This window comes from Bradyrhizobium oligotrophicum S58, assembly GCF_000344805.1.
GTDB lineage: Bacteria > Pseudomonadota > Alphaproteobacteria > Rhizobiales > Xanthobacteraceae > Bradyrhizobium > Bradyrhizobium oligotrophicum.
In genome coordinates this window covers 7,552,653-7,572,834 of the sequence record NC_020453.1, presented here as the reverse complement: position 1 = coordinate 7,572,834, position 20,182 = coordinate 7,552,653, and the positions used below count along the sequence as shown (strand labels likewise).

Genomic DNA, 20,182 nt, shown 5'->3' with positions numbered 1-20,182 from the left:
GGCTCCAGCTCGCGCATCATTGGATTCGGTGGTTATGGGTCCCCGCTTTCGCGGGGACGACACCGTTGTTTGTGGCGCGACCTATAGCCGCTCGACGATCGTCACATTCGCCATGCCGCCGCCTTCGCACATGGTCTGCAGGCCGTAGCGCTTGTTGCGGGCCTTGAGCGCGTGGAGCAGCGTGGTCATCAGCTTGGTGCCGGAGCCGCCGAGCGGGTGGCCGAGCGCGATCGCGCCGCCATTGACGTTGAGCCGGCTTGGATCGGCGCCGACCGTCTTGAGCCACGCGGTCGGAACGGAAGCGAACGCCTCGTTGACCTCATAGAGGTCGATCTCGTCGATCGACATGCCGGCCTTCTGCAGCGCGCGCTGGGTCGCCGGCAGCGGCGCTTCGAGCATGATGACGGGGTCGCCGCCCATCATGGTCATGTGGTGCACGCGAGCGAGCGGCTTGACGCCGAGCGACTTCAGGCCGCGCTCGTTGACGACCATCACGCCCGACGCGCCATCGCAGATCTGGCTCGCGGTGGCCGCGCTGAGCTTGCCGTTCTCGGCGATCAGCTTGACGCCCTTGATGCCGTCGAGGGTGACATCGAAGCGGATGCCCTCGTCGATGTGGTGGGTATCGGTCGAGCCGTCCGCTCTGACGATCTCGAGCGGGATGATCTCGTCCTTGAAGTGGCCTGCTTGCGTGGCCGCGATCGCGCGCTGATGGCTGTTATAGGCGTATTCGTCGAGCTCATCCTTGGAGAGACCGTACTTCTCCGCCATCATCTCCGCGCCGGTGAACTGGCTGAACTGGATGTTCGGATAGCGGCTCTCGATGCCAGGGCTCTTGTAGTGCCCGAAGCCGTTCTTCGCCGGCAGCGTCGACGACAGACCCATCGGCACCCGGGTCATCGACTCCACGCCGGCGGCGATCACGACATCCATCGCGCCGGACATCACCGCCTGCGCCGCGAAATGCAGCGCCTGCTGCGACGAGCCGCACTGCCGGTCGATCGAGGTGCCTGGCACGCTCTCCGGCAGCTTCGAGGCCATCACCGCATTGCGCGCGATGTTGTTCGACTGCTCGCCGGTCTGCATGACGCAGCCCATGATCACGTCCTCGACCTGGTCCGGCGCGGCGCCGGACCGATCGACCAGCGCGTCCAGCACCTTCGCGGCGAGATCGGCCGGATGCCAGCCGGCCAGACGGCCTCCCTTGCGGCCGCCGGCCGTGCGTGCAGCCGCGACGATGTAGGCTTCCGCCATGACGTGTCCTCCCTAGACTTGGTGTTCGTGATTGGCCGCGATTTAAATGCGCGACTGGGCCTTAGTCAATCGATCAATTAACTCTTGAGATCAACTCTGGCTTCGGCTTATCTGGCCCGGTCAATCGCGAGATGAATTGTGGGACCTCAGCTTCAGAACAGCGCGCCGGAGAAACTTGCCGTGGGGCGGAATGCCACTGCGGAGAAGCTCCTGGTCGCCGCCAGCGAGCTGATGATCCAGCGATCCTCGATCGAGATTTCGCTGAGCGACATCGCGCAGAAGTCCGGCGCCAACGCCGCGCTGGTCAAATATCATTTCGGCAACAAAGACGGACTGCTTCTGGCGCTCCTGGCGCGCGACGCCGCGACCGAAGTGACGAACCTCGAATATCTGCTGGCGCAGCCGATCAGCCCGACCGCGAAGCTGAAGCTGCACATCAACGGCATCATCCGCGCCTATTACCGGTTTCCCTATATGAACCGGCTGATCCATTATCTGCTGCACGAGAGCAGCGCCGAGGCCGCCGACGAAGTCTCAAAGTTCTTCGTCGCGCCATTGCTGGATTTTCACCGCCGGCTGCTCGAGGAGGGTGTCGCCAAGGGCGAGTTTCGCGTGGTCGATCCGGTGCTGTTCTACACCAGCCTGATCGGCGCCTGCGATCATCTGTTCTTCGGCCGCCACGCGATGTCGCGCGCGATCGGCGTCGGCCCGGTCACCGATGATGTCTGCCGCCAATACATCGCCCACATGGAGGCGCTGATCTGCGGCGGAATAGTGAAGGGCGCGAATGGCGAGTAGGGAGGTGCGAATTGGGCTTCCCTCTATTCGCACCTCCCTACTTGCTATTTCGCCAACAAGAAACCAAGGGAGGAAACGCACCATGCAATTGAACAACGTTGCCGTTCTCATCACCGGCGGTGGATCGGGTCTCGGCGCCGCCACCGCGCGCGCCATGGCCGCCAAGGGCGCCAAGATCGCCGTGCTCGACCAGAGCAAGGAGAACGCCGAGAAGGTCGCCGCCGAGCTCAACGGCGTCGCCATTCATGCTGATGTCACCGACGAGGAGCAGGTCAAGGCCGGCCTCGCCAAGGCGGAGGCTGCCCATGGCGTCGCCCGCGTGCTGGTGAACTGCGCCGGCATCGGTGGCTCGCAGCGCATCGTCGGCAAGGACGGCGTCTATCCGCTGGCCAAGTTCACGCGCATCATCACCGTCAACCTGATCGGCACCTTCAACGTGCTGCGGCTGTTTGCCGAGCGCCTCGTCACCGCCGAGCCTGTTGGCGAGGAGCGCGGCGTCGCCATCAACACCGCGAGCGTTGCCGCTTATGAAGGCCAGATCGGGCAGATCGCCTATTCGGCCTCGAAGGGTGGCGTGGTCGGACTCACCTTGCCGGCGGCGCGCGATCTCGCCAGCCAGAAGATCCGCGTCAACACTATCGCGCCGGGCCTGTTCCTGACGCCGCTGTTGATGGGCCTCAACGAAGAAGCGCGAAAGAGCCTGGGTGCCCAGGTGCCGCATCCTGCCCGCCTCGGCGACGCCTCGGAATACGGCAACCTCGCCGTCCACATCGTCGAGAACCCGATGCTCAACGGCGAAACCATCCGCCTCGACGGCGCCATCCGCATGGCCCCGCGGTAGGGAGCACGATCAGAGAGACAGCGCACAGTGCGCTCCCTCTCCCCGTTCTTACGGGGAGAGGGTTGGGGTGAGGGGCAGCCGCACGGGAAGTGGTTGCTGTTAGACCTGTACCCCCTCAACCGGATTGCATCTTCGATGCAATCCGACCTCTCCCCGCAAGCGGGGCGAGGTTGCAGCGCGCCCCGAGGCGCGAGCGAGTCAAACAACGCTGGCGGGCACCGGTCTGGTGCGTAGCCGGGATGACGGTGAGGAAAGCGCCATGTCCCAACCGCTGCTGATCGAGCATGACGATGGTGTCGACCGGGTGACGCTCAACCGTCCGGAAAGCCTGAACGCGCTCGACTCCGCACTGATCGACGCGCTCAATTCATATTTCGAAAGCCTTCAGCGGAATCGCACCACGCGCGTGGTGGTGCTTAAAGGCGCGGGCAAGAATTTCTGCGCCGGGCTCGATCTGAAAGCCGCGATGCAGCGGCGCGGCGGCGTCAACGAGCCGCCGAGCGTGACTGAGTCGCTCGACTCGCAGCGGCGCATCGCCGACATCGTCATGCTGATGCGGCGCTGTCCGCAGCCGATCATCGCGCTGGTGCAGGGTGCGGCCGCCGGCGGCGGCTTCGCGCTGGCGCTCGCGGCCGACATCCGCATCGCGACGCGCTCGGCGCGGATGAACTGCGCCTTCATCAAGCTGGGCCTCGGCGGCTGCGACATCGGCACCAGCTACTTTTTGCCGCGTCTCGTCGGCGTCTCCGTCGCCGCCGAGTTGATCCTCACCGGCCGCTTCATCGGCGCCGAGCGCGCGCTCATGGTCGGACTGGTGTCGGAGATCGTCGAGGAGGACATGCTCGACAGCGCGGCTGCGCCTTTCATCGATGCGATGATGACGGCCTCGCCGGTCGGCCTTCGACTGTCGAAGGAATGTCTCAACATGAGCGTCGATGCGTCGTCGATCGAGGCCGTGATCGCCATGGAAGATCGTAACCAGGTGCTGTGCAGCCGCTCGGAAGATTTCAAGGAAGGCATTGAGGCCTTCCTACAGAAGCGCAAGCCGGTCTATACCAACCGCTAGATATCAAGATCCGCAAAGGACGATATTTCGGGAGACGCAAATATGGACGGGACGACAGCTGCGGTGCTGGAGAAGCCGGCATTCCGCAAGGTCAATTGGCTGGCGCGCGACATCGATGTCATCAGGCGCGATGATGGCGTCGTCGTCATCAAGTCGCGCATTGCGCTGCAGGCCTATGAGCCGCATCTTGCTGCGCCGCTCGCACGCTGGGCCAAGGAAGCGCCCGCGCGGACCTGGCTCGCGCAGCGCGGTGGCCCCGATCGGCAATGGCGCAAATTGTCCTATGCCGAAGCCAAGCGCACCGCCGATGGGCTGACGCAAGCGCTTCTCGATCTCAAGCTCGATGGCCGCCCGGTCGCGATCCTCTCCGGCAATTCGATCGAGCACGCGCTCCTCACTCTCGCCGCGATGCAGGCGCGGCTGCCGGCAGCACCAGTGTCGCCGGCCTATTCGCTGATGAGCCACGATCACCTCAAGCTCAAATATCTGTTCGGGTTGGTGAAGCCGGGCGTGGTGATGGTGCAGGACGGCCCGACCTTCGAGAAGGCGCTCAGGGCGCTCGATCTCGACGGCGTCACCGTCGTCCACGTCGCCCGCCCCTGCGAAGGCATCCCGAGCATCAGCTACGCGGATCTGGCCGCGACGCCGGTCACGAGCGAGGTCGAGGCGTCGATCGCGCAGATCACGCCTGATACCGTCGGCAAGCTCTTGTTCACGTCCGGCTCGACCGGCATGCCCAAGGCCGTCATCAACACCCAGCGCATGATGTGCGCCAATGCGGCGATGATGATGCAGACGCGGCCGCGCGGGCCCGACGCGCCGATTTCCACGGTGCTCGACTGGATGCCGTGGAATCACACCATGGGCGGCAACGCGCTGTTCAATCCGCTCTTGATCGAGGGCGGCACGCTGTACATCGATGACGGGCGACCGATGCCAGGCCAGTTCGACGAGACCATCCGCAACCTGCGCGAGGTGTCGCCGACCTATTACGCCAACGTGCCCGCCGGCTATGCCGCGCTTGCGGCGGCGATGGAGAAGGACGACGCGCTATGCCGCTCCTTCTTCAAGGATCTGGGCATCATGGCCTATGGCGGCGCGCGGCTGCCGGACGATCTCTACGAGCGGATGCAGGCGCTGGCGGTGAAGACCACCGGCGAGCGCATCGTGTTCTACACCGGCTGGGGCTCGACCGAGACCGCGCCGACCTCGACCGGCACCTATTGGAATACGGAGCGCGTCGGCCTGATCGGGCTGCCCTTCCCGGGTGTCGAGCTGAAGATGGTGCCTGTCGGTGACAAATATGAGCTGCGGCTGCGCGGCATCAACGTGATGCCCGGCTATTTCGGCCAGCCCGAGCTGACGAAGAAGGCGTTCGACGAGGAGGGCTTTTATTGCATCGGCGATGCCGGCGTGTTCGTCGATCCCAATGATCCCGCGCAAGGCATCATCTTTGCCGGCCGCGTCGTCGAGGACTTCAAGCTGACGACCGGCACCTTCGTGCATGTCGGCTCGCTGCGCACCGATGCGATCGCAGCCGCAACGCCGGCGATCCATGATGCGCTGGTGACGGGGCAGGATCGTGAGTATGTCGGCCTGCTGGCGTGGCCGAACCTGCACGCCTGCCGGCAGCTGGTTGGAAATCCTGAGGCGAGCTTTGAGGATGTCGTGAAGCATCCCGTTGTCATCGCCTGTGTTCGCCGCGGCCTCGAAGCCCATAACAAGGAGTGCGAAGGTGCGAGCAGCCGGCGGATCGTGCGAGCGATGCTGATGGTGGAGCCGCCGTCGATCGATGGCCACGAGCTGACCGACAAGGGCTACATCAACCAGCGCGCCGGCCTCGACCGCCGCGCCGCACTGGTCGAGCGGCTGTATGCGGCTAAGCCCGACAGCGACGTGATCGTGCTGTGATGAGGTCCTTGCCACTTGCTCGCTGTCGTCCCCGCGAACGCGGGGACCCATACTCCGAGGACCATCCGTACTCTACTGGAGCTAGTTTCGGGCACACCAAACCGCCGGTGGTTATGGGTGCCCGCGTGCGCGGGGACGACCACCAAGAGCCTTTCAAACAATAGAGTGACATCCGATGAACTTCGATTTCTCCGACGACCAGAAGCAGCTGCGGGACCAGGCGCGGAAATTCCTCGCCGAAAAGTGCCCGCCCAAGGCGGTGCGCGTCGTGCTCGACGGGCAGGCACCGTATGACCGCGCGCTGTGGAAGGGCTTTGCCGAGATGGGCTTTCTCGGCGTCGCCATTCCGGAAGAATATGGCGGCGCCGGCGCCGGCCATCTCGAGCTGTGCGTGATCGCCGAGGAGGTCGGCCGGGCGCTGGCGCCGGTGCCGTTCTCATCCACGGTGTATCTCGCCGCCGAAGCGCTCATGCTCGCTGGCAGCGACGCGCAGAAGCAGGCTTGGCTGCCGAAGATCGCCAGCGGTGAAGCGATCGGTACGCTCGCTTTGTTCGAGGGCACCGGCAATCCGTCGCCCAAGGCGATCAAGGTAGAGGCCGCGAACGGCGTGCTGAACGGCACCAAGAAGCCGGTCGCTGACGGCGCGATCGCCGATCTCATCATCGTCGCCGCGCGCACGGGCTCGACCGGCCGCGACAGCGACATCTCGCTGTTCCTCGTCGACGCCAAGGCCGGCGGCGTCGAGGCCAAGGCGCTGACCAATCTCGATCCGACCCGCGGCCAGGCCGAGCTGACGTTCAAGAACTGCAAGGCGGAGCCGCTCGGCGCGGCCGGCGAGGGCTGGAGCATCCTCACGGAGGTGCTCGATCGCGCCGCCGTGCTGACCGCCTTCGAGCAGGTCGGCGGCTCGGACCGTGCGCTGGAGATGGGCCGCGACTACGCGCTGGATCGCATCGCCTTCGGCCGCCCGATCGGCTCGTTCCAGGCGGTCAAGCACATGCTGGCCGACATGTATGTGTCGGCGACCCTGGCGCGCTCGAACTCCTATTATGGCGCCTGGGCACTCTCGACCAATGCGCCGGAGCTGCCCGAAGCCGCGGCGTCGGCGCGCATCAGCGCGACACAGGCCTTTCAGCACTGCTCGAAGAACAACATCCAGGTGCATGGCGGCATGGGCTTCACCTGGGAGTTCGACTGCCACATGTACTACCGCCGCGCCAACGCGCTCGCGCTCGGGCTCGGCAGCCTGTCCTATTGGGAGGACCAGCTGATCGACCGCATGCGCAAGCGCAACGCGGCGTGAGGTGAGCTTCAGTGTTCTGTCGTCATTGCGAGTAGCCGAAGGCGACGGAGTAATCCAGACGTTCCTTCCGGCCCTGGATTGCTTCGCTTCGCTCGCAATGACGAGACTGAAAAAGCTGCATCAATGATTGCTACAATTTCAGAGGCTTGCCCATGAATTTCGATGACACCCCGCAAGAGGCGGCGTTCCGCAGCCAGGCCCGTACCTGGATCGCTGCCAATGCGCCGAAGCAGTATGAGGACGAGCTGCGCGCGACCTCGCTCGGCCGCGTTGGGCTGAAGAATGCCGATATTCTTCAGGTCGCCAAGGCCTGGCAGAAGAAGAAGGCGGAGGCTGGCTGGGCCTGCCTGCACTGGCCGAAGGAGTATGGCGGCCGCGGCTCGTCGCCGATCGAGCGGGTGATCTGGCAGCAGGAGGAGGGGCCGTTCGGCAAGCTCTCCGGCATGTTCATCATCGGCCACGGGATGTGCGGGCCGACGATGATGGCCTACGCGTCGGAAGAGCATAAGCGGCAGTATCTGCCGCCGCTGGCCTCGGGCGAAAAGGTGTGGTGCCAGCTGTTCTCCGAGCCGGCCGGCGGCTCCGACGTTGCGGGCCTGCGCACCCGCGCCGAGAAGCGCGGCGAGGACTGGGTGATCAACGGTCAGAAGATCTGGACCTCGGGCGCCCACTACTCCGACTACGGCATCCTGCTCACGAGAACTGATCCGACCGTGCCGAAGCACAAGGGCCTCACCATGTTCTTTCTGGACATGAAGAGCCCCGGCGTCGATATCAGGCCGATCAAGCAGGCGAGCGGGCACTCGGATTTCAACGAGGTCTACTTCACCGACGTCGTGATTCCGGACTCGCAGCGGCTGGGCACCGTCAATGACGGCTGGAATGTCGCGCTGACGACCTTGATGAACGAGCGCATGTCGATCGGCGCCGGCGTCGCAACCGGCGTTCCGGAGCTGTTCGACTTCTGCTCCAATTTGATGCTGGACGACCGCCCCGCAATCGAGGACCGCAACGTGCGCTCCCGGCTTGCAAGCTGGGCGGTGAGAGCGAGCGGGCTGAAATACACCAGCATCCGCGCCATCTCGGCGCTGTCGAAGGGCGAGCGGCCGGGCCCCGAGAACTCGATCGGCAAGCTCGTCGCCGGACCGATGATCCAGGACGTCGCCGCCTACGCACTCGACCTGCAGGGCGCGGCCGGTGTGCTCAGCGGCCCCGAGGCGGAGCTCGCCGGAAAATTCCAGGCGATGCTGCTGCGCGCGCCCGGCACCCGCGTGGAAGGCGGCACCGACGAGATCATGCGCAACATCATCGCCGAGCGCGTGCTCGGTTTGCCCGGCGACATCCGGGTCGACAAGGACCTGCCGTTCAACCAGGTCCCCACCAAGGGACGAAACTAACACGTGCTGTCGTAGGACGGGTTAGCGCAGCGTAACCCGCCGATGGCTCATACAACGCTGATCAAATGGCGGGTTACGCCTTCGGCTAACCCGCCCTACGCATACGAAGTGAGGTTAGGCCATGAACTTCGACGACACCCCGCAGGAAGCCGCCTTCCGAGATACAGCACGGCAATGGATCGCCGCCAATGCGCCGAAGGAGCTCGAGGCCGAACTTGCGAGCTCCTCGCTCGGGCGCATCCGCCTCAAGCATGCCGACATCGTCGCCGTCGGCAAGGCCTGGCAGAAGAAGAAGTCCGACGCCGGCTGGGCCTGCCTGCACTGGCCGAAGGAGTATGGCGGCCGCGGAGCGACGCCGATCGAGCGCGTGATCTGGCAGCAGGAGGAGGGCGTCTACGGCAAGCTGACGCAGCCGTTCCAGATCGGCGAGGGCATGTGCGGCCCGACCGTGATGGCCTATGGCAGCGAGGAGCATAAGCGGCGCTATCTGCCCAAGCTCGCCGCGGGGGAAGAGATCTGGTGTCAGCTGTTCTCCGAGCCCGCCGGTGGCTCCGATGTCGCGGGCCTGCGCACGCGCGCCGAGAAGCGCGGCGACGACTGGATCATCAACGGCCAGAAGATCTGGACCTCGGGCGCGCACTACTCCGACTACGGCCTGCTGATCACGCGCACCGATCCCAACGTGCCCAAGCACAAGGGCCTGACGATGTTCTTCCTGGACATGAAGAGCAAGGGCGTCGAGGTCCGCCCGATCAAGCAGGCCAACGGCATGCAGGAGTTCAACGAGGTCTATTTCACCGACGTGGTGATCCCGGATTCGCAGCGGCTCGGTGTGGTCGGCGACGGCTGGAACGTGTCGCTGACGACCTTGATGAACGAGCGCATGTCGATCGGCGCGCGGCTCGCGACCGGTTTCCCGGAGATGTTCGAACTCTGCGCCAACCTGATGATGGAGGACGGGCTCGCGATCGATGACCGCGCGGTTCGCTCGAAGTTGGCCTCGTGGGCGGTGAAGGCGAGCGGCCTGAAGTACACCAGCTACCGCGCGGTCTCGGCGCTGTCCAAGGGCGAACGTCCGGGACCGGAGAACTCGATCGGCAAGCTGGTCGCCGGCACCATGCTGCAGGACATCGCGACCTATGCCATGGATCTCGAAGGCGGCGCCGGCGTTCTCACCGGCGCGGACGAGGGGGTGACGCAAGGCCAATTCCAGCAGATGCTGCTGACCTCGCCGTCGATGCGCATCGCCGGCGGCACCGACGAGATCCTGCGCAACATCATCGCCGAGCGCGTGCTCGGCCTGCCCGGCGATATCAGAGTCGACAAGGACGTGCCGTTCAACAAGGTACCGACCAAGGGACGGAGCTAATCCCACTGCATCACAACGACTGCCATTCCGGGTTCGGTCGCTTTGGCGACCGCCCCTGAATGGCGGGGGGTGTGGAGGGCGAGCGCAACGCGAGCGTCTCCGGTCGAACTGTACAGAAGGTTGTCATGTCATCAGCAGCGCCAAAGTTAGAGCAAGATCCCATCACCATCCTCGAAGAGCTGATGGCCGCGCGGTTTTCCTGCCGCCGCTTCCGGGATGACCCGGTGCCGCGCGCCGTCATCGAGCGTATTCTCACCGCCGCGCAGAAGACGGCGTCCTGGTGCAACAGCCAGCCCTGGCGCCTCGAGATCACCTCCGGGCCGGCGACCGAGGCCTTTCGGAAAGTCATGTATGCGGCTGCGTCCAGCGGCAAGCCGGCATCGGGCGACTTTCCGTTTCCGCGCGAGTACACGGGCGTTTATCTGGAGCGGCGGCGCGAGAGCGGCTTCCAGCTCTACAACGCGCTCGACATCCCACGTGGTGACAAGGCCGGCTATGCCCGGCAGGCGCTGGAGAACTACAATCTGTTCGGCGCGCCGCATGTGGCGATCATCCACAGCGACGAGGCGCTCGGCACCTACGGCGCGATCGACTGCGGCGGCTATGTGACGAGCTTCATGCTGGCGGCGCAGGCGCTCGGCATCGCCACGGTGCCGCAGGCGGCGCTGGCGTTTCATTCCGACCTGGTGCGACAGCACTTCGGATTAGGTGACGACCGCAAGGTCGTCTGCGGCATCTCGTTCGGTTATCCAGATCTCGGCCACAAGGCCAACTCCTACCGCACCAACCGGGCCTCGATCGCAGAGACGGCTCGGTTTCACGACGAGGAACTGTAAGTCCGGCAGTCGTGCGACGCACTCGTCGGAGCGCATCGGCAGGCAGCAGTAGTTCCACTATACGGGACTCCGATCGCCGTGATGCGATCCGACGCTGCAACCGTGTCTAGATTTGTAAACCGAGTTTGCTGAACGCAGGCCTGCGTGCGCGCGTTGCCATCATCCCGCCGCGAAGTTTTCCAAGTTCGACGTGCGCAATCCGGCAAACATGATCACGCGTCTTCCGATCGGACTCTCACATTCAAAGCGGCACTGAAATCAACGGTTTGTCGGCGGATGCGACGCCGCGAAGCTCGCTGCAGGGCACGCGCCGTGGCGCGTGCTTTCAGCGCGGAGACCTAGTGATTGCTGTTGCTCGACTTGGGCGCGCATCTTTCCTTGAGCTCGTGAGCTTCAAGCAATGATATTGACAAAATCCTCTCTAACATTTTGAGTTGCATCGCCCGAGCATCTACGATGCAAAATTGCAGACGCTCGATGATCTTCTCGATTGAAGGTTCAGTCACGGTTCAAAACCTGAAGTGTCAGCGATGGATTCCATGAACACGCCGTCCAACCTTTATGCCCTCGAGGTGGATGAGGCGACGCTCCTTGGTCACCGCCTCTTGAAGGCTTTCCATAGACTGAGACTGACGCGGCACCGTGAGCAGCTCATTGCGCTGGCTGAAAGGCTGGTGGAAGCTGAAGAAAGATATCCGGCAGGGCCTGGCGGCTGACGTCTTCGAGGCCTTGCCAGGTCAGCGTCGGCCGCGTCAGGCCGATCTGGGTACATAGCGACTTCCACGTCGTCTCGTCACAATCAACCAGCACGGCCATCACCGACATTCCATCCATCATGTGAGGCACGCCGAGAGGGCGCGCTTTCCAGCCGCACTTCTCGAAACGCGGCAGCCACCAGGTTTCGAGCACGATCGAAAAGCCGGTCAGCCCGATCGAGATGCCGTATTCCATGATTGCGGTGAGCAGCAGCAGGTCGACGCGCGGTCCCGCGTGCTCGCCGCGGCGCTCGGGGATCACGAATATGCGCGACAGCTCGTAGACATCCGGGCGTTGAATCTGACCACGCAGATTGAGATAGGGAAAGATGTCGCTCATCAGCGTCGGCATCAGCGTCGGCACCGCCCGCATCGAGCCGATCAGCTGACCCTTGTCGATGCAGAACAGATAGACGGACTCCTCGGTGTCGAACTGGTCGATTTCGCGGCCGTCGGGGCGGTCGAGTGCCATCCATTTGCGCTGCTTGACGTAGATCTCATGGCGCAGGCGGTAATAGGGATCAAAATATTTCTCGTAGAGAGCGCGATTATCTTTTCGAACGACATGAATCTCAGGCATCGAAACCCCCGGTCGTCTGAACCAACTTGGGGTTTGCAGATTGCTGATGCTGTTCGATTGATCCAGTGGAAAAAACGCCAGATCAGATCGAGATCTCGCCGTTGACAAGAGCGATCGCAACCGTCGCCGTCTTGTTCTTGGTCGCAAGCTTGCGTTGCGCCTCCTCGAGATGCCAACGGACGTTGCGTTCGGACACGCCGAGGATTCGCGCCGTTTCCCACGCCGTCTTGCCGCGCGCCGCCCAACCCAGCACCTCGGCCTCGATCCGGGACAGCCGCCGGCTCTGATTGTTCATTGCGGAGCGTGCCAGCGCCCGCAGCCTGCTGTGCGTGAAGATGCTGATCAGGTGCAGCGCGCCCCTGGCGTCGGGCGCGAGGTTGGGGTTCTCGCCCGCGAGGCTGACGGCGCCCACGGCATCGTCATAGTGGATGGGCACGCAGAAGCCTTCGTTCAATCGGAAATCCTTCGCCCGCGTCATCACCTCATGCGCACCCGGCTCGTCGTCGCGGTCATACGGCGCCTCCGACCATGCGAACGGATTCAGCGTCGAGACGCAGTGCCGCGGAATCGGGTCGCAGCGGTGAAACTGCTCCCTGGCGTACATCTCGAACCAATCCCGCGGCCAGCCATTGGCCAGGATCGTCTGCTGCAGCGATTGCCCCGGCGCCGGCACGCCGGCCATGATGTAGGCGTGGAAGCCCAGGTCGCCGATCATCTTCTCGAATTGGGAGAGCACGCTCGCGCTGGTCGTCGACGCCTCGATCGCATCGACGTAGTCCAGAGCTCGTCGTCCCCAATACGCATCTATCACTTGCATGTGAAAGTCTCCGCCCAAAGCCAAGCTAGCTGCGGACAAAAGGCTGTCAACCGCAAATTGGAGCTTTACGTCGATAGTTCGTTGAGCGTGTGTCGGAACACCGCCTGGATACAGGGACTTTGCATGCAAAAATTCGCCGGGCGGCGGCGCAGATGCGCTCAGAATCGCGGCTGCCTCTTCTCTGCAAACGATTTCATGCCTTCACTGATCTCTGCGCCGCTCATGCTGTCGAGGTGTCTGCGGCGGGCTGCCGCATCGTCGAGAGCGCCGCGGGCAAACTCATTGATGGCGCGCTTCATGCCGCGCATCGCTTCCGGTGCGTTGCCGGCCAGGATCGTCGCCACGCGGTCGACCTCGCCGTCGAGGGCGTCGGCCGCGACCATCGCGGTGAGATAGCCGATGCGCAGCATCTCGCGCGCGTCGATCCGCTCCGCCGTCAGGAAGAGGCGCTTGGCATTGTCGATGCCAAGGCGGGATACGTAGCGCTTGATGCCGTTCGGGTAGTAATGGAGCCCGAGCCGCGCGGCCGGCATGAACATCTCGCCGCTGTCGATCCCGATGCGGAAATCGCAGGCCAGCGCCAGGTCGGTCGAACCGCCATAGACCCCGCCATTGATCCGGCAGATGGTCGGGAGCGCCAGGTCCTCCAGCCGGTCGACGACGTCCTCGAACGCCGGGCTGGCCGCTGCGGCCGTATCGGCCCCCGGCGCTGCACCAATGGCGCCGAGATCGAAGCCTGCGCTGAAGGCGCGCCCGGTGCCGGTCAGAACCAGCACGCGCAGGGCCGCGTCGGCCTCGACGCGGTCGAACAGCGCCATCAGCGCGCCGAGATCCTCCGGCTGCAGGCGGTTGAGATGGCGGGGACGATTGAGCCGGATGGTGGCGCGGGTGCCCTCGATGGTCAGAAGCGGCGTGCTCGGCGTGTCCTCGCCTGGGCTGGTCGGTCCGTCGGTCATGTCCTGTTCTCCATCGCGCGGCGCTGCGCTTCGGCATCGATGCTCTGCGCCAGATCGGGGGTGGCGTACCATCAGCACGCGACATCGACGAGGTCGAGGCCCAGCAGCTCGGACAGCCGGGGCGAGGTCGATATTGGCCAAGCGCAGGCCGTTTCCAAGCAGCGCCATCTGACAGCCCACTCGAGCCGGCCGGGATGGGGCCAAAGGTGGCCGGCGGCTGGTCTGCTCGAACGCGTATTCCGCGACCAGGCCGAGGAGCAGCACCAGCACCGACAGCAGGGGTCGCCCGCCGGCACGGCGATCACCGGGACGGTATCCAGCAGGCCCCGGCGGGGGCGGCCAGGTAGCTGGCCGTCCGCCGCCTCAGCGCCGCCCGCTGAACCCGCACGCCCCATTCGGCGACGAAACAGGCAAGGCATCCCCATAACAGGGCAACGATCCAGCGATTTGCAGCCTCATCGACAGCACCATGGCGCCGATGCCGAGCGCCACGGCGATGGAGGCGACACGGGTCATGTTTCGGCCGGCCGTCGCCGCGGCAAACGCCGCCAGGGCAAGAGATCGCAGCGGTTTGGTCATCGGACCAGCCGCCTGTCGGTGGTCATGTTCCGGCGCCGGCAAAGCGCCCTGCGCGGGAACGCCCGTCAACGATGCCGGGCTGTTGCGCGGCGTCACAGCCGGCCCAACCGATCGGCATCGAGGGGGGAATTTTTCTGTCCCAACTCAAATACCGGTTCAATCGTCGTCTGTTCGCCGTATATCAACAGTGGGCATGGACACGCTAAATTAGCCACAGGGGGCCGGAACCAAGCGGCCGCCCACCTGCGTCGCAAGAGTTTGGTTGATCCCGATGGATACCTCACACCTGGTCGAACATGCAGGCGCCGCCGGCAGCCTCTTCGCATCGATCTTCGTGGTCGCCACGTTGTCGATGCGGACGATGATTCCGCTGCGGGTTTTCGCCATCCTCACCAACATCGTCCTGCTCGCGACCGCGGTGCCGACGCACAACTATCCGGTCCTGGTGCTGCACGGCGTACTGCTGCCGCTCAACAGCTATCGCCTGCACCAGATGCTGCAGCTGGTCCGCGACGTGAAGCAGTCGGTCAACAGCGACCTGTCGATGGAATGGCTGAAGCCGTTCATGACCGAGCGCAAATGCGGTCCCGGCGAGGTGCTGTTCTACAAGGACGAGAAGGCCGACAGCATGTACTACATCGTCAGCGGCCGCTTCCGGCTGGTCGAATCCGGTATCGAGCTGCCGGTCGGCGCGATCGTCGGCGAGTTCGGCATGATCTCGCCGTCCAATACGCGCACACAGACCTTGGAATGCGTCGAGGGCGGGCTGATCCTGTCGGTCTCCTATGACCAGGTCGAGCAGCTCTACGTCCAGAATCCCGCTTTCGCCTTCTACTTCCTGCGCCTCGCCAGCGCCCGGCTGTTCCAGAACATCGAGACGCTCGAGCGGCGGCTGGCGCAGCAGACCGTCGCGGCACCGGCGGCCGTGGCCAAGTCGGCGTGACCCGGGGAGCCATCACGCGGTGAAAAGCGTTCGGTCCTCGCTGCGATATTTGCTCGCCGACTTCATCGGCGACGACGACGGTGAACCGCCTTTTCTGCCGGAAGGCCTGCCCGACGCCGCAGCTCCGGTGGTGAGCGAGGGCATTCATCTGCTGATGGAGTATCAGGGTGCGAGCTACGCGCAGCTCTATGTCGATCGTATCAAACGGTTCGTTCGACGATCGAACGTCGACGCCGCGATGCTATGCGAGATCGCGCAGCACCTGGCGGCGCGCATGGCCTATGAGGATCCGATCCGGATCGCGCAGCTGAAATTGTTCGACCTTGCAATGGGCCGGACCGGCGGACGCGACAGCGACGATCTCAGGAGGTTCCGGCTCGAGGAGCTGATCGGCGTGCTGCCGCAAGCGCTGGCCGATTCGCTGCTGACCGGCTTCGAGCAGGTCGGTTGGCTCGGCCGCCGCCGGCTGAAGCTCCGGTTCTCGATCCGATCACGGCTTGCGGTCCGCCGTCTCCGGACGATCGCCGGCCTGCGGCGCTGGCGGCTGCAGTCGGTGCGCTATGGCGAGGAACGCGCCTGGGCCGAACGCTGGCTGCACATGATCGCCCGGGCCCTGGACAAGCAGCCCAGCTCCGCCCCCGCCATCATCGCCACGGCGACGATGATCCATGGCCAGGGGGACGGCTATTGCCAGGGCCTCGCCGACTGGCACGCCATCATCAATGGCCTGGCCAAGCCGACCTTCGACGGCGTACTGCCGATCCCGGATCTCGCCGCCGCCATCGCCGAGGCGCGCGCCGCGGCCATGCCGGATCCGCGCCAGGTCGCCCTGAAGCGCACGATCGCGCAGATCCGCGCGCGGGCGCTGGCAGTGGGATCGAACAGCGATGCGGCGGAATGAGCTCCGCGGAGCGGTGAGGCGGTTTGCGCGCCGGCGGATCGGCCAGCGGCGCAGGTAACCTTACCTCTCGTCGGAGCGGTAGGAAGGTAGCAGAGTGCGAATTGGGGTTCCCTTTCACGTGCAATTCGCCACCAGAGATGTCATAAGCGTCGCATACGCGTCGAATTGGCCGGGTATTCTCATAAGATTGCGCTGAACGCCTGTAGTTGCCGGTGCGTCCAAGGTTAGTCGTAGCGAGAGCGTCAGCTTTGTCTTTTCCCTCTTTGTCCTCGTCGGTCCCGGTTGGTGCGCTGGTCGGCTGGATGCTGCTGCTCACCTTCAAGCACATCATTGGCGATTTCGTTCTGCAGAACGCCTGGATGGCCTATGGCAAGGACCAGCGGAAGGGCTGGGCGCTGCCGCTGCTGGTGCATTGCCTGATCCATCTCGCCGTTGCGATGGTGCTGATCCTGATCGTCGCGCCGAAATTCTGGTTCGTCGCCGTGATCGATTTCGTCATCCACATCACGATCGATCGCCTCAAGGGCATCTGCTCGTCGCGCTTCGGCATGACCCTCGAGCATCCCTGGTTCTGGACCCTGATCGGTGTCGACCAGGCGCTGCATCACCTCACGGGTTTTGGATTGTCGATCTTCATGGCCGCGAACGGCTGAGATCTGCATTCGGACGAATCGTCGGTTCATCGCGAGGCCGGTAACAATCCGGGGTCGGGCCGGTCATACGGTTTGGTTAACGGTGTATTAGCGATTCGCGCGGCATCGTCGCGTCATGGGAATCAAAACGATGCTTCCGCGCCGCGATGCGTTTGACGGCGACACCTGCCCGGTGGGCGAGGAACTGCTCGGCGAGCTCTATCGTGCCGATGCCAACGGGCTGCCCGCGCTGGTCGAGAGCGTTTCCGCCGAAGTCAGGGTCATGCTGGCGCTGTTCTGCTACCGGCGCACGCATCTTCACCCGCTGGCGCTCGCGATTGCATCCACCTGCAGCGAGCAGGATCTGTCGCAGTTCGGTGGACGGGTCGGATCGGCGCTCTACGCACAGTCCCGCGGCAGCCGGTCCAGTCCGGCCGCGACGTCAAGCCGCAAGCCGATCTCGCTCTCCACCAAGCCGCTCTCGGTGATGAAGCCGTTCGAGGACGATTTCGACGACAGTCTCGAGCCGGTCACGGCCTGATTCGCCGCTTCGTCGTGGCGCAGGCTCAGGTGAGCACCGGAAGTCCGAACTTGCGCCGCGCCATCGCGCATTCGGCATCGCCAGGCATGCAGGTCCGGCACACTTCGGGGCGGATCGCGTAGATCCTGCAGGCCACCGCGCGCGCGATCTCGCCGTCCAGCGCACAGCAGCGGTCGCCTTCGCAGCGCATGCCCGATAGCCGCTCATTGACCAGCGCGGACGGGATCAGATCCAGCGCTTCATCCTCCTCGATCGTGAAGCGCGGCCAGTTCGACGAATAGGCGCAGCAGGCGCCGCAGCTCTGGCAGGGGCCGGCGTCGGTCTGATTAGACATCCTTGGGAACCTCCCACACCAGGCTCCGCCGCCATTTGGCGCGGAGCGCCTCACGCCGCTCAGGGTATTTGTCGTCGAGATAGTCCGCCTCGACCACCCGGTCGGTCCTGAAGCTGCGGAAATCGTGGCGCAGCTCGCACCACGCGGCAAGGATGCGGACCGCGTCGTGATAGCCGATCGCGATCGGCCAGATCACGCGCTCGCTGTCGCGGCCCTGCTCGTCACGATAGCGCAGCCTGATCTTGCGGCCCTCGTGAATCTGCGATCGCGTCCGTGACATGTCGATGCGGTCGGGCTCGCGACTCCAGGGTCGCGGCGCGCGGCTCGCCGGCTCCAGCACGAACGGCCGCAGCCGCTCCGGCACGGTGTCGGCGATCTTGGCCATCAGGTCCTCGGCCGCGCGTGCCAGCACCGGATCGGCATTGACGGATACCCATTGCGCCCCGAGCACCGCGGCCTCGATCTCGTCCGGTGTCAGCATCAAGGGCGGAAGATCGAAACCCTTCTCCAGGATGTAGCCCATGCCCGCCTCGCCGCGGATCGGCACGCGCTGCCCGATCAGGGTGGCGATGTCGCGATAGATCGTGCGCTTCGAGGTCTCGAGCTCGGCCGCGATCGCGTCGGCCGTTAGCGGCCGCCGCGTGCGTCTCAGCACCTGGATGATCTGGAACAGCCGGTCGGCGCGTCTCATGGTGTGTCCTGCGGAAGCGATCACCCCGCCAATGCTGACAGGATGCTGGCAGCAGCCCGTCTTTATACCGGGCCAACACTGCATTGAAGGGGTGATGTCGATGATGATGCTTTATGGCCTTGACCTTGTCACCACGCACCTGCCGCTGCTGACACCATGGTGGCAGCAGCATGTTCGTAGCGTCCGGCGTCTGCTCAGGAAGTCGGGAGTGCTGTCATGATCAGTCTGTTCGGTTTGGGCGCGGGCTTCGGCCTGCCGGAGATCAGCCCCTTCGTCACCAAGACGGAGGTGCAGCTGAAGATGGCGGGCCTCGCTTTTCGGAAGCAGCGGGCAATGCCGCCGGCCTCGCCGAAGGGGCAGTTGCCCTTCATGGACGATGGCGGCGAGCTGATCGCCGATTCGACCTTCATCCGTGCCCATATCGAGCGCAAATATGGCTTCGACTTCGATCATGGGTTGGATGTGCGGGCGCGGGCGCAGGCCTGGGCATTCGAGCGCATGATCGAGCACCATCTGTATTTTGCGCTGGTCGGGTCGCGTTGGGTCGACCCGGTCAACTTCGCCAAGGGACCGGCGCATTTCTTCGACGGCGTCCCGGCCGACAGGCGCGAGAAGCTGCGCGAGGACGCGCAGTTCCGCGTCGCCGAGAACTATCTGATCTCGGGCCTCGGCCGCCACGCGCCGGACGAGGACATCGATCTGGCCGCACGCTCGCTTCGCGCGCTGTCGGTCCAGCTTGGTGACAGGCCTTATCTGATGGGCGATCGTCCCTGCGGCACCGACGCGACGGCGTTCGCCGTCATCGCCGGCATCCTCACGCCGTTCTTCGAGTCGGAGCTGCGCCGGCGCACCGAGGGCTTCGGCAATCTCGTCGCCTATGCAGACCGCATGATGGCGCAGTATTTTCCGGAGTTCGAATGGGGCAGGGCGGCCGAGGCCGCCTGAGCTACACCGTCGGCGCGGGCCGGCCCTTTAGGCGCGCCAGCTCCGCCTCCAGCTCCGCGATGCGCGCATCCCGGACCGCGAGGGCTTCGGCGACGTCGGCCGCGTCGAACTTCTGCGGAATGTGCTGCGGGCAGTTGGTGTCCCAGGCCTCGATGGTGAACAGGATGACCTGCTCCGGACGCGCCCTATAGCCCTTCGGCATGAGGGAAGCCGTCAGCGCAGCATCATCCTCGACGACCCGCGCCGTGCCCCAGATCTTGACCCGGCGGCGATGCGCGTAGTCCATGACGAAGATGTAGGCGTGCGGATTCTCCGACAGGTTGCCTTGCGTGATGTACTGCTTGTTGCCGCTGTAATCGGCGAAGGCCAGCGTGCGGCTGTCCAGCACCTTCAGAAAGCCCTTCGGTCCGCCGCGGTGCTGGATGTAGGGCTGGCCATCGGCCGAAGCGGTCGCGAGATAGAAGCTCGTGGCCTCGGCGAGGCGGCCGGCGAGATCGGCGTCGACCTCGTGGCGAAAGCCGCGGCTCTGCTCCACATGCGCATAGCTCTCGCGCGACCCCTTGCGCGCCTGGATCGCCTTCACGGCCGGTGAGAACATGACGTCGCCGGGCGCTTGAATGGTTGTCTGGGTCATCGCAATGACTCCTTGTCTCTGCGGCAGTGACTGCCGCCGTCGCCGACAATATGGCCCCGATCACCCTCGGAAATAATCCAGGCGGTTGACATCAGATCA

Annotated in this window: 21 protein-coding genes; 13 read left to right on the top strand and 8 right to left on the bottom strand. The window is 64.6% G+C overall.

Annotation, left to right across the window (positions count from 1 at the left end):
- Positions 1–81: 81 nt before the first annotated feature.
- Positions 82–1,254, bottom strand: a complete 1,173-nt coding sequence (locus tag S58_RS32805) for an acetyl-CoA C-acetyltransferase (protein WP_015669740.1) — start codon at positions 1,252–1,254, stop codon at positions 82–84.
- Between the two features lie 138 nt (positions 1,255–1,392).
- Here S58_RS32805 and S58_RS32800 point away from each other — a divergent pair, with 138 nt between their 5' ends.
- The 8 genes from S58_RS32800 (at position 1,393) to S58_RS32765 (ending at position 10,775) form a co-directional block, all read left to right on the top strand.
- On the top strand, positions 1,393–2,052 hold the full coding sequence (locus tag S58_RS32800) for a TetR family transcriptional regulator (RefSeq protein ID WP_042340379.1): 660 nt from the start codon (positions 1,393–1,395) through the stop codon (positions 2,050–2,052).
- Positions 2,053–2,134: 82 nt separating this feature from the next.
- A complete protein-coding gene (locus S58_RS32795) occupies positions 2,135–2,893 on the top strand; it encodes an SDR family NAD(P)-dependent oxidoreductase (protein ID WP_015669738.1) in 759 nt (252 codons plus the stop codon).
- Between the two features lie 259 nt (positions 2,894–3,152).
- Positions 3,153–3,959, top strand: a complete 807-nt coding sequence (locus S58_RS32790) for an enoyl-CoA hydratase/isomerase family protein (RefSeq protein WP_015669737.1) — start codon at positions 3,153–3,155, stop codon at positions 3,957–3,959.
- Positions 3,960–4,001: 42 nt separating this feature from the next.
- Positions 4,002–5,870, top strand: a complete 1,869-nt coding sequence (locus S58_RS32785) for an AMP-binding protein (RefSeq protein ID WP_015669736.1) — start codon at positions 4,002–4,004, stop codon at positions 5,868–5,870.
- 175 nt (positions 5,871–6,045) lie between these two features.
- A complete protein-coding gene (locus S58_RS32780) occupies positions 6,046–7,173 on the top strand; it encodes an acyl-CoA dehydrogenase family protein (protein WP_015669735.1) in 1,128 nt (375 codons plus the stop codon).
- Positions 7,174–7,325: 152 nt separating this feature from the next.
- Entirely contained in the window at positions 7,326–8,570 is a 1,245-nt protein-coding gene (locus S58_RS32775; RefSeq protein ID WP_015669734.1) for an acyl-CoA dehydrogenase, read from the top strand.
- 121 nt (positions 8,571–8,691) lie between these two features.
- Positions 8,692–9,939 (top strand): acyl-CoA dehydrogenase, encoded by a 1,248-nt coding sequence (locus S58_RS32770; RefSeq protein ID WP_015669733.1) that lies wholly within the window; start codon positions 8,692–8,694, stop codon positions 9,937–9,939.
- A 182-nt stretch (positions 9,940–10,121) separates the two neighbouring features.
- Positions 10,122–10,775: a nitroreductase gene (locus tag S58_RS32765; protein ID WP_042340378.1), complete on the top strand. Its 654-nt coding sequence runs from the start codon at positions 10,122–10,124 to the stop codon at positions 10,773–10,775.
- A 651-nt stretch (positions 10,776–11,426) separates the two neighbouring features.
- Here the strand turns inward: S58_RS32765 and S58_RS32760 are convergent.
- The 4 genes from S58_RS32760 to S58_RS39245 all read right to left on the bottom strand — a co-directional run bounded on the left by S58_RS32760 (position 11,427) and on the right by S58_RS39245 (position 14,462).
- Complete coding sequence (locus S58_RS32760) at positions 11,427–12,110, bottom strand: acyl-homoserine-lactone synthase (protein WP_015669731.1); 684 nt, start codon at positions 12,108–12,110, stop codon at positions 11,427–11,429.
- 82 nt (positions 12,111–12,192) lie between these two features.
- On the bottom strand, positions 12,193–12,927 hold the full coding sequence (locus S58_RS32755; protein ID WP_015669730.1) for a helix-turn-helix transcriptional regulator: 735 nt from the start codon (positions 12,925–12,927) through the stop codon (positions 12,193–12,195).
- 158 nt (positions 12,928–13,085) lie between these two features.
- Entirely contained in the window at positions 13,086–13,883 is a 798-nt protein-coding gene (locus tag S58_RS32750; RefSeq protein WP_015669729.1) for an enoyl-CoA hydratase/isomerase family protein, read from the bottom strand.
- 363 nt (positions 13,884–14,246) lie between these two features.
- A complete protein-coding gene (locus S58_RS39245; protein ID WP_042340377.1) occupies positions 14,247–14,462 on the bottom strand; it encodes a hypothetical protein in 216 nt (71 codons plus the stop codon).
- A gap of 271 nt (positions 14,463–14,733) precedes the next feature.
- Here S58_RS39245 and S58_RS32740 point away from each other — a divergent pair, with 271 nt between their 5' ends.
- The 4 genes from S58_RS32740 to S58_RS32725 all read left to right on the top strand — a co-directional run bounded on the left by S58_RS32740 (position 14,734) and on the right by S58_RS32725 (position 17,479).
- Positions 14,734–15,405, top strand: coding sequence for a Crp/Fnr family transcriptional regulator (locus S58_RS32740; protein ID WP_042340376.1), 672 nt, complete (start codon positions 14,734–14,736; stop codon positions 15,403–15,405).
- Positions 15,406–15,424: 19 nt separating this feature from the next.
- Positions 15,425–16,306 carry a DUF6537 domain-containing protein gene (locus S58_RS32735; protein WP_042340374.1) on the top strand — a complete coding sequence of 294 codons (882 nt, stop codon included), beginning with the start codon at positions 15,425–15,427 and terminating at the stop codon, positions 16,304–16,306.
- A 302-nt stretch (positions 16,307–16,608) separates the two neighbouring features.
- Positions 16,609–16,959, top strand: coding sequence for a DUF3307 domain-containing protein (locus S58_RS32730; RefSeq protein WP_042341059.1), 351 nt, complete (start codon positions 16,609–16,611; stop codon positions 16,957–16,959).
- 130 nt (positions 16,960–17,089) lie between these two features.
- On the top strand, positions 17,090–17,479 hold the full coding sequence (locus S58_RS32725; protein WP_015669725.1) for a hypothetical protein: 390 nt from the start codon (positions 17,090–17,092) through the stop codon (positions 17,477–17,479).
- Between the two features lie 25 nt (positions 17,480–17,504).
- On the opposite strand, the gene S58_RS32720 is transcribed toward S58_RS32725, so the two are convergent.
- Both S58_RS32720 and S58_RS32715 read right to left on the bottom strand, forming a co-directional pair.
- The gene (locus S58_RS32720) at positions 17,505–17,813 is read right to left on the bottom strand and encodes a YkgJ family cysteine cluster protein (RefSeq protein WP_015669724.1); all 309 of its coding nucleotides are present in this window, start codon (positions 17,811–17,813) and stop codon (positions 17,505–17,507) included.
- Positions 17,806–18,504 carry a helix-turn-helix transcriptional regulator gene (locus tag S58_RS32715; RefSeq protein ID WP_015669723.1) on the bottom strand — a complete coding sequence of 233 codons (699 nt, stop codon included), beginning with the start codon at positions 18,502–18,504 and terminating at the stop codon, positions 17,806–17,808. The genes S58_RS32720 and S58_RS32715 overlap by 8 nt, the downstream gene beginning before the upstream one ends.
- A 216-nt stretch (positions 18,505–18,720) precedes the next feature.
- Here S58_RS32715 and S58_RS32705 point away from each other — a divergent pair, with 216 nt between their 5' ends.
- Entirely contained in the window at positions 18,721–19,449 is a 729-nt protein-coding gene (locus S58_RS32705; RefSeq protein ID WP_015669722.1) for a glutathione S-transferase family protein, read from the top strand.
- A 1-nt stretch (position 19,450) separates the two neighbouring features.
- Here the strand turns inward: S58_RS32705 and S58_RS32700 are convergent, their stop codons facing one another.
- Entirely contained in the window at positions 19,451–20,083 is a 633-nt protein-coding gene (locus tag S58_RS32700; RefSeq protein WP_015669721.1) for a pyridoxamine 5'-phosphate oxidase family protein, read from the bottom strand.
- Positions 20,084–20,182: the final 99 nt, after the last annotated feature.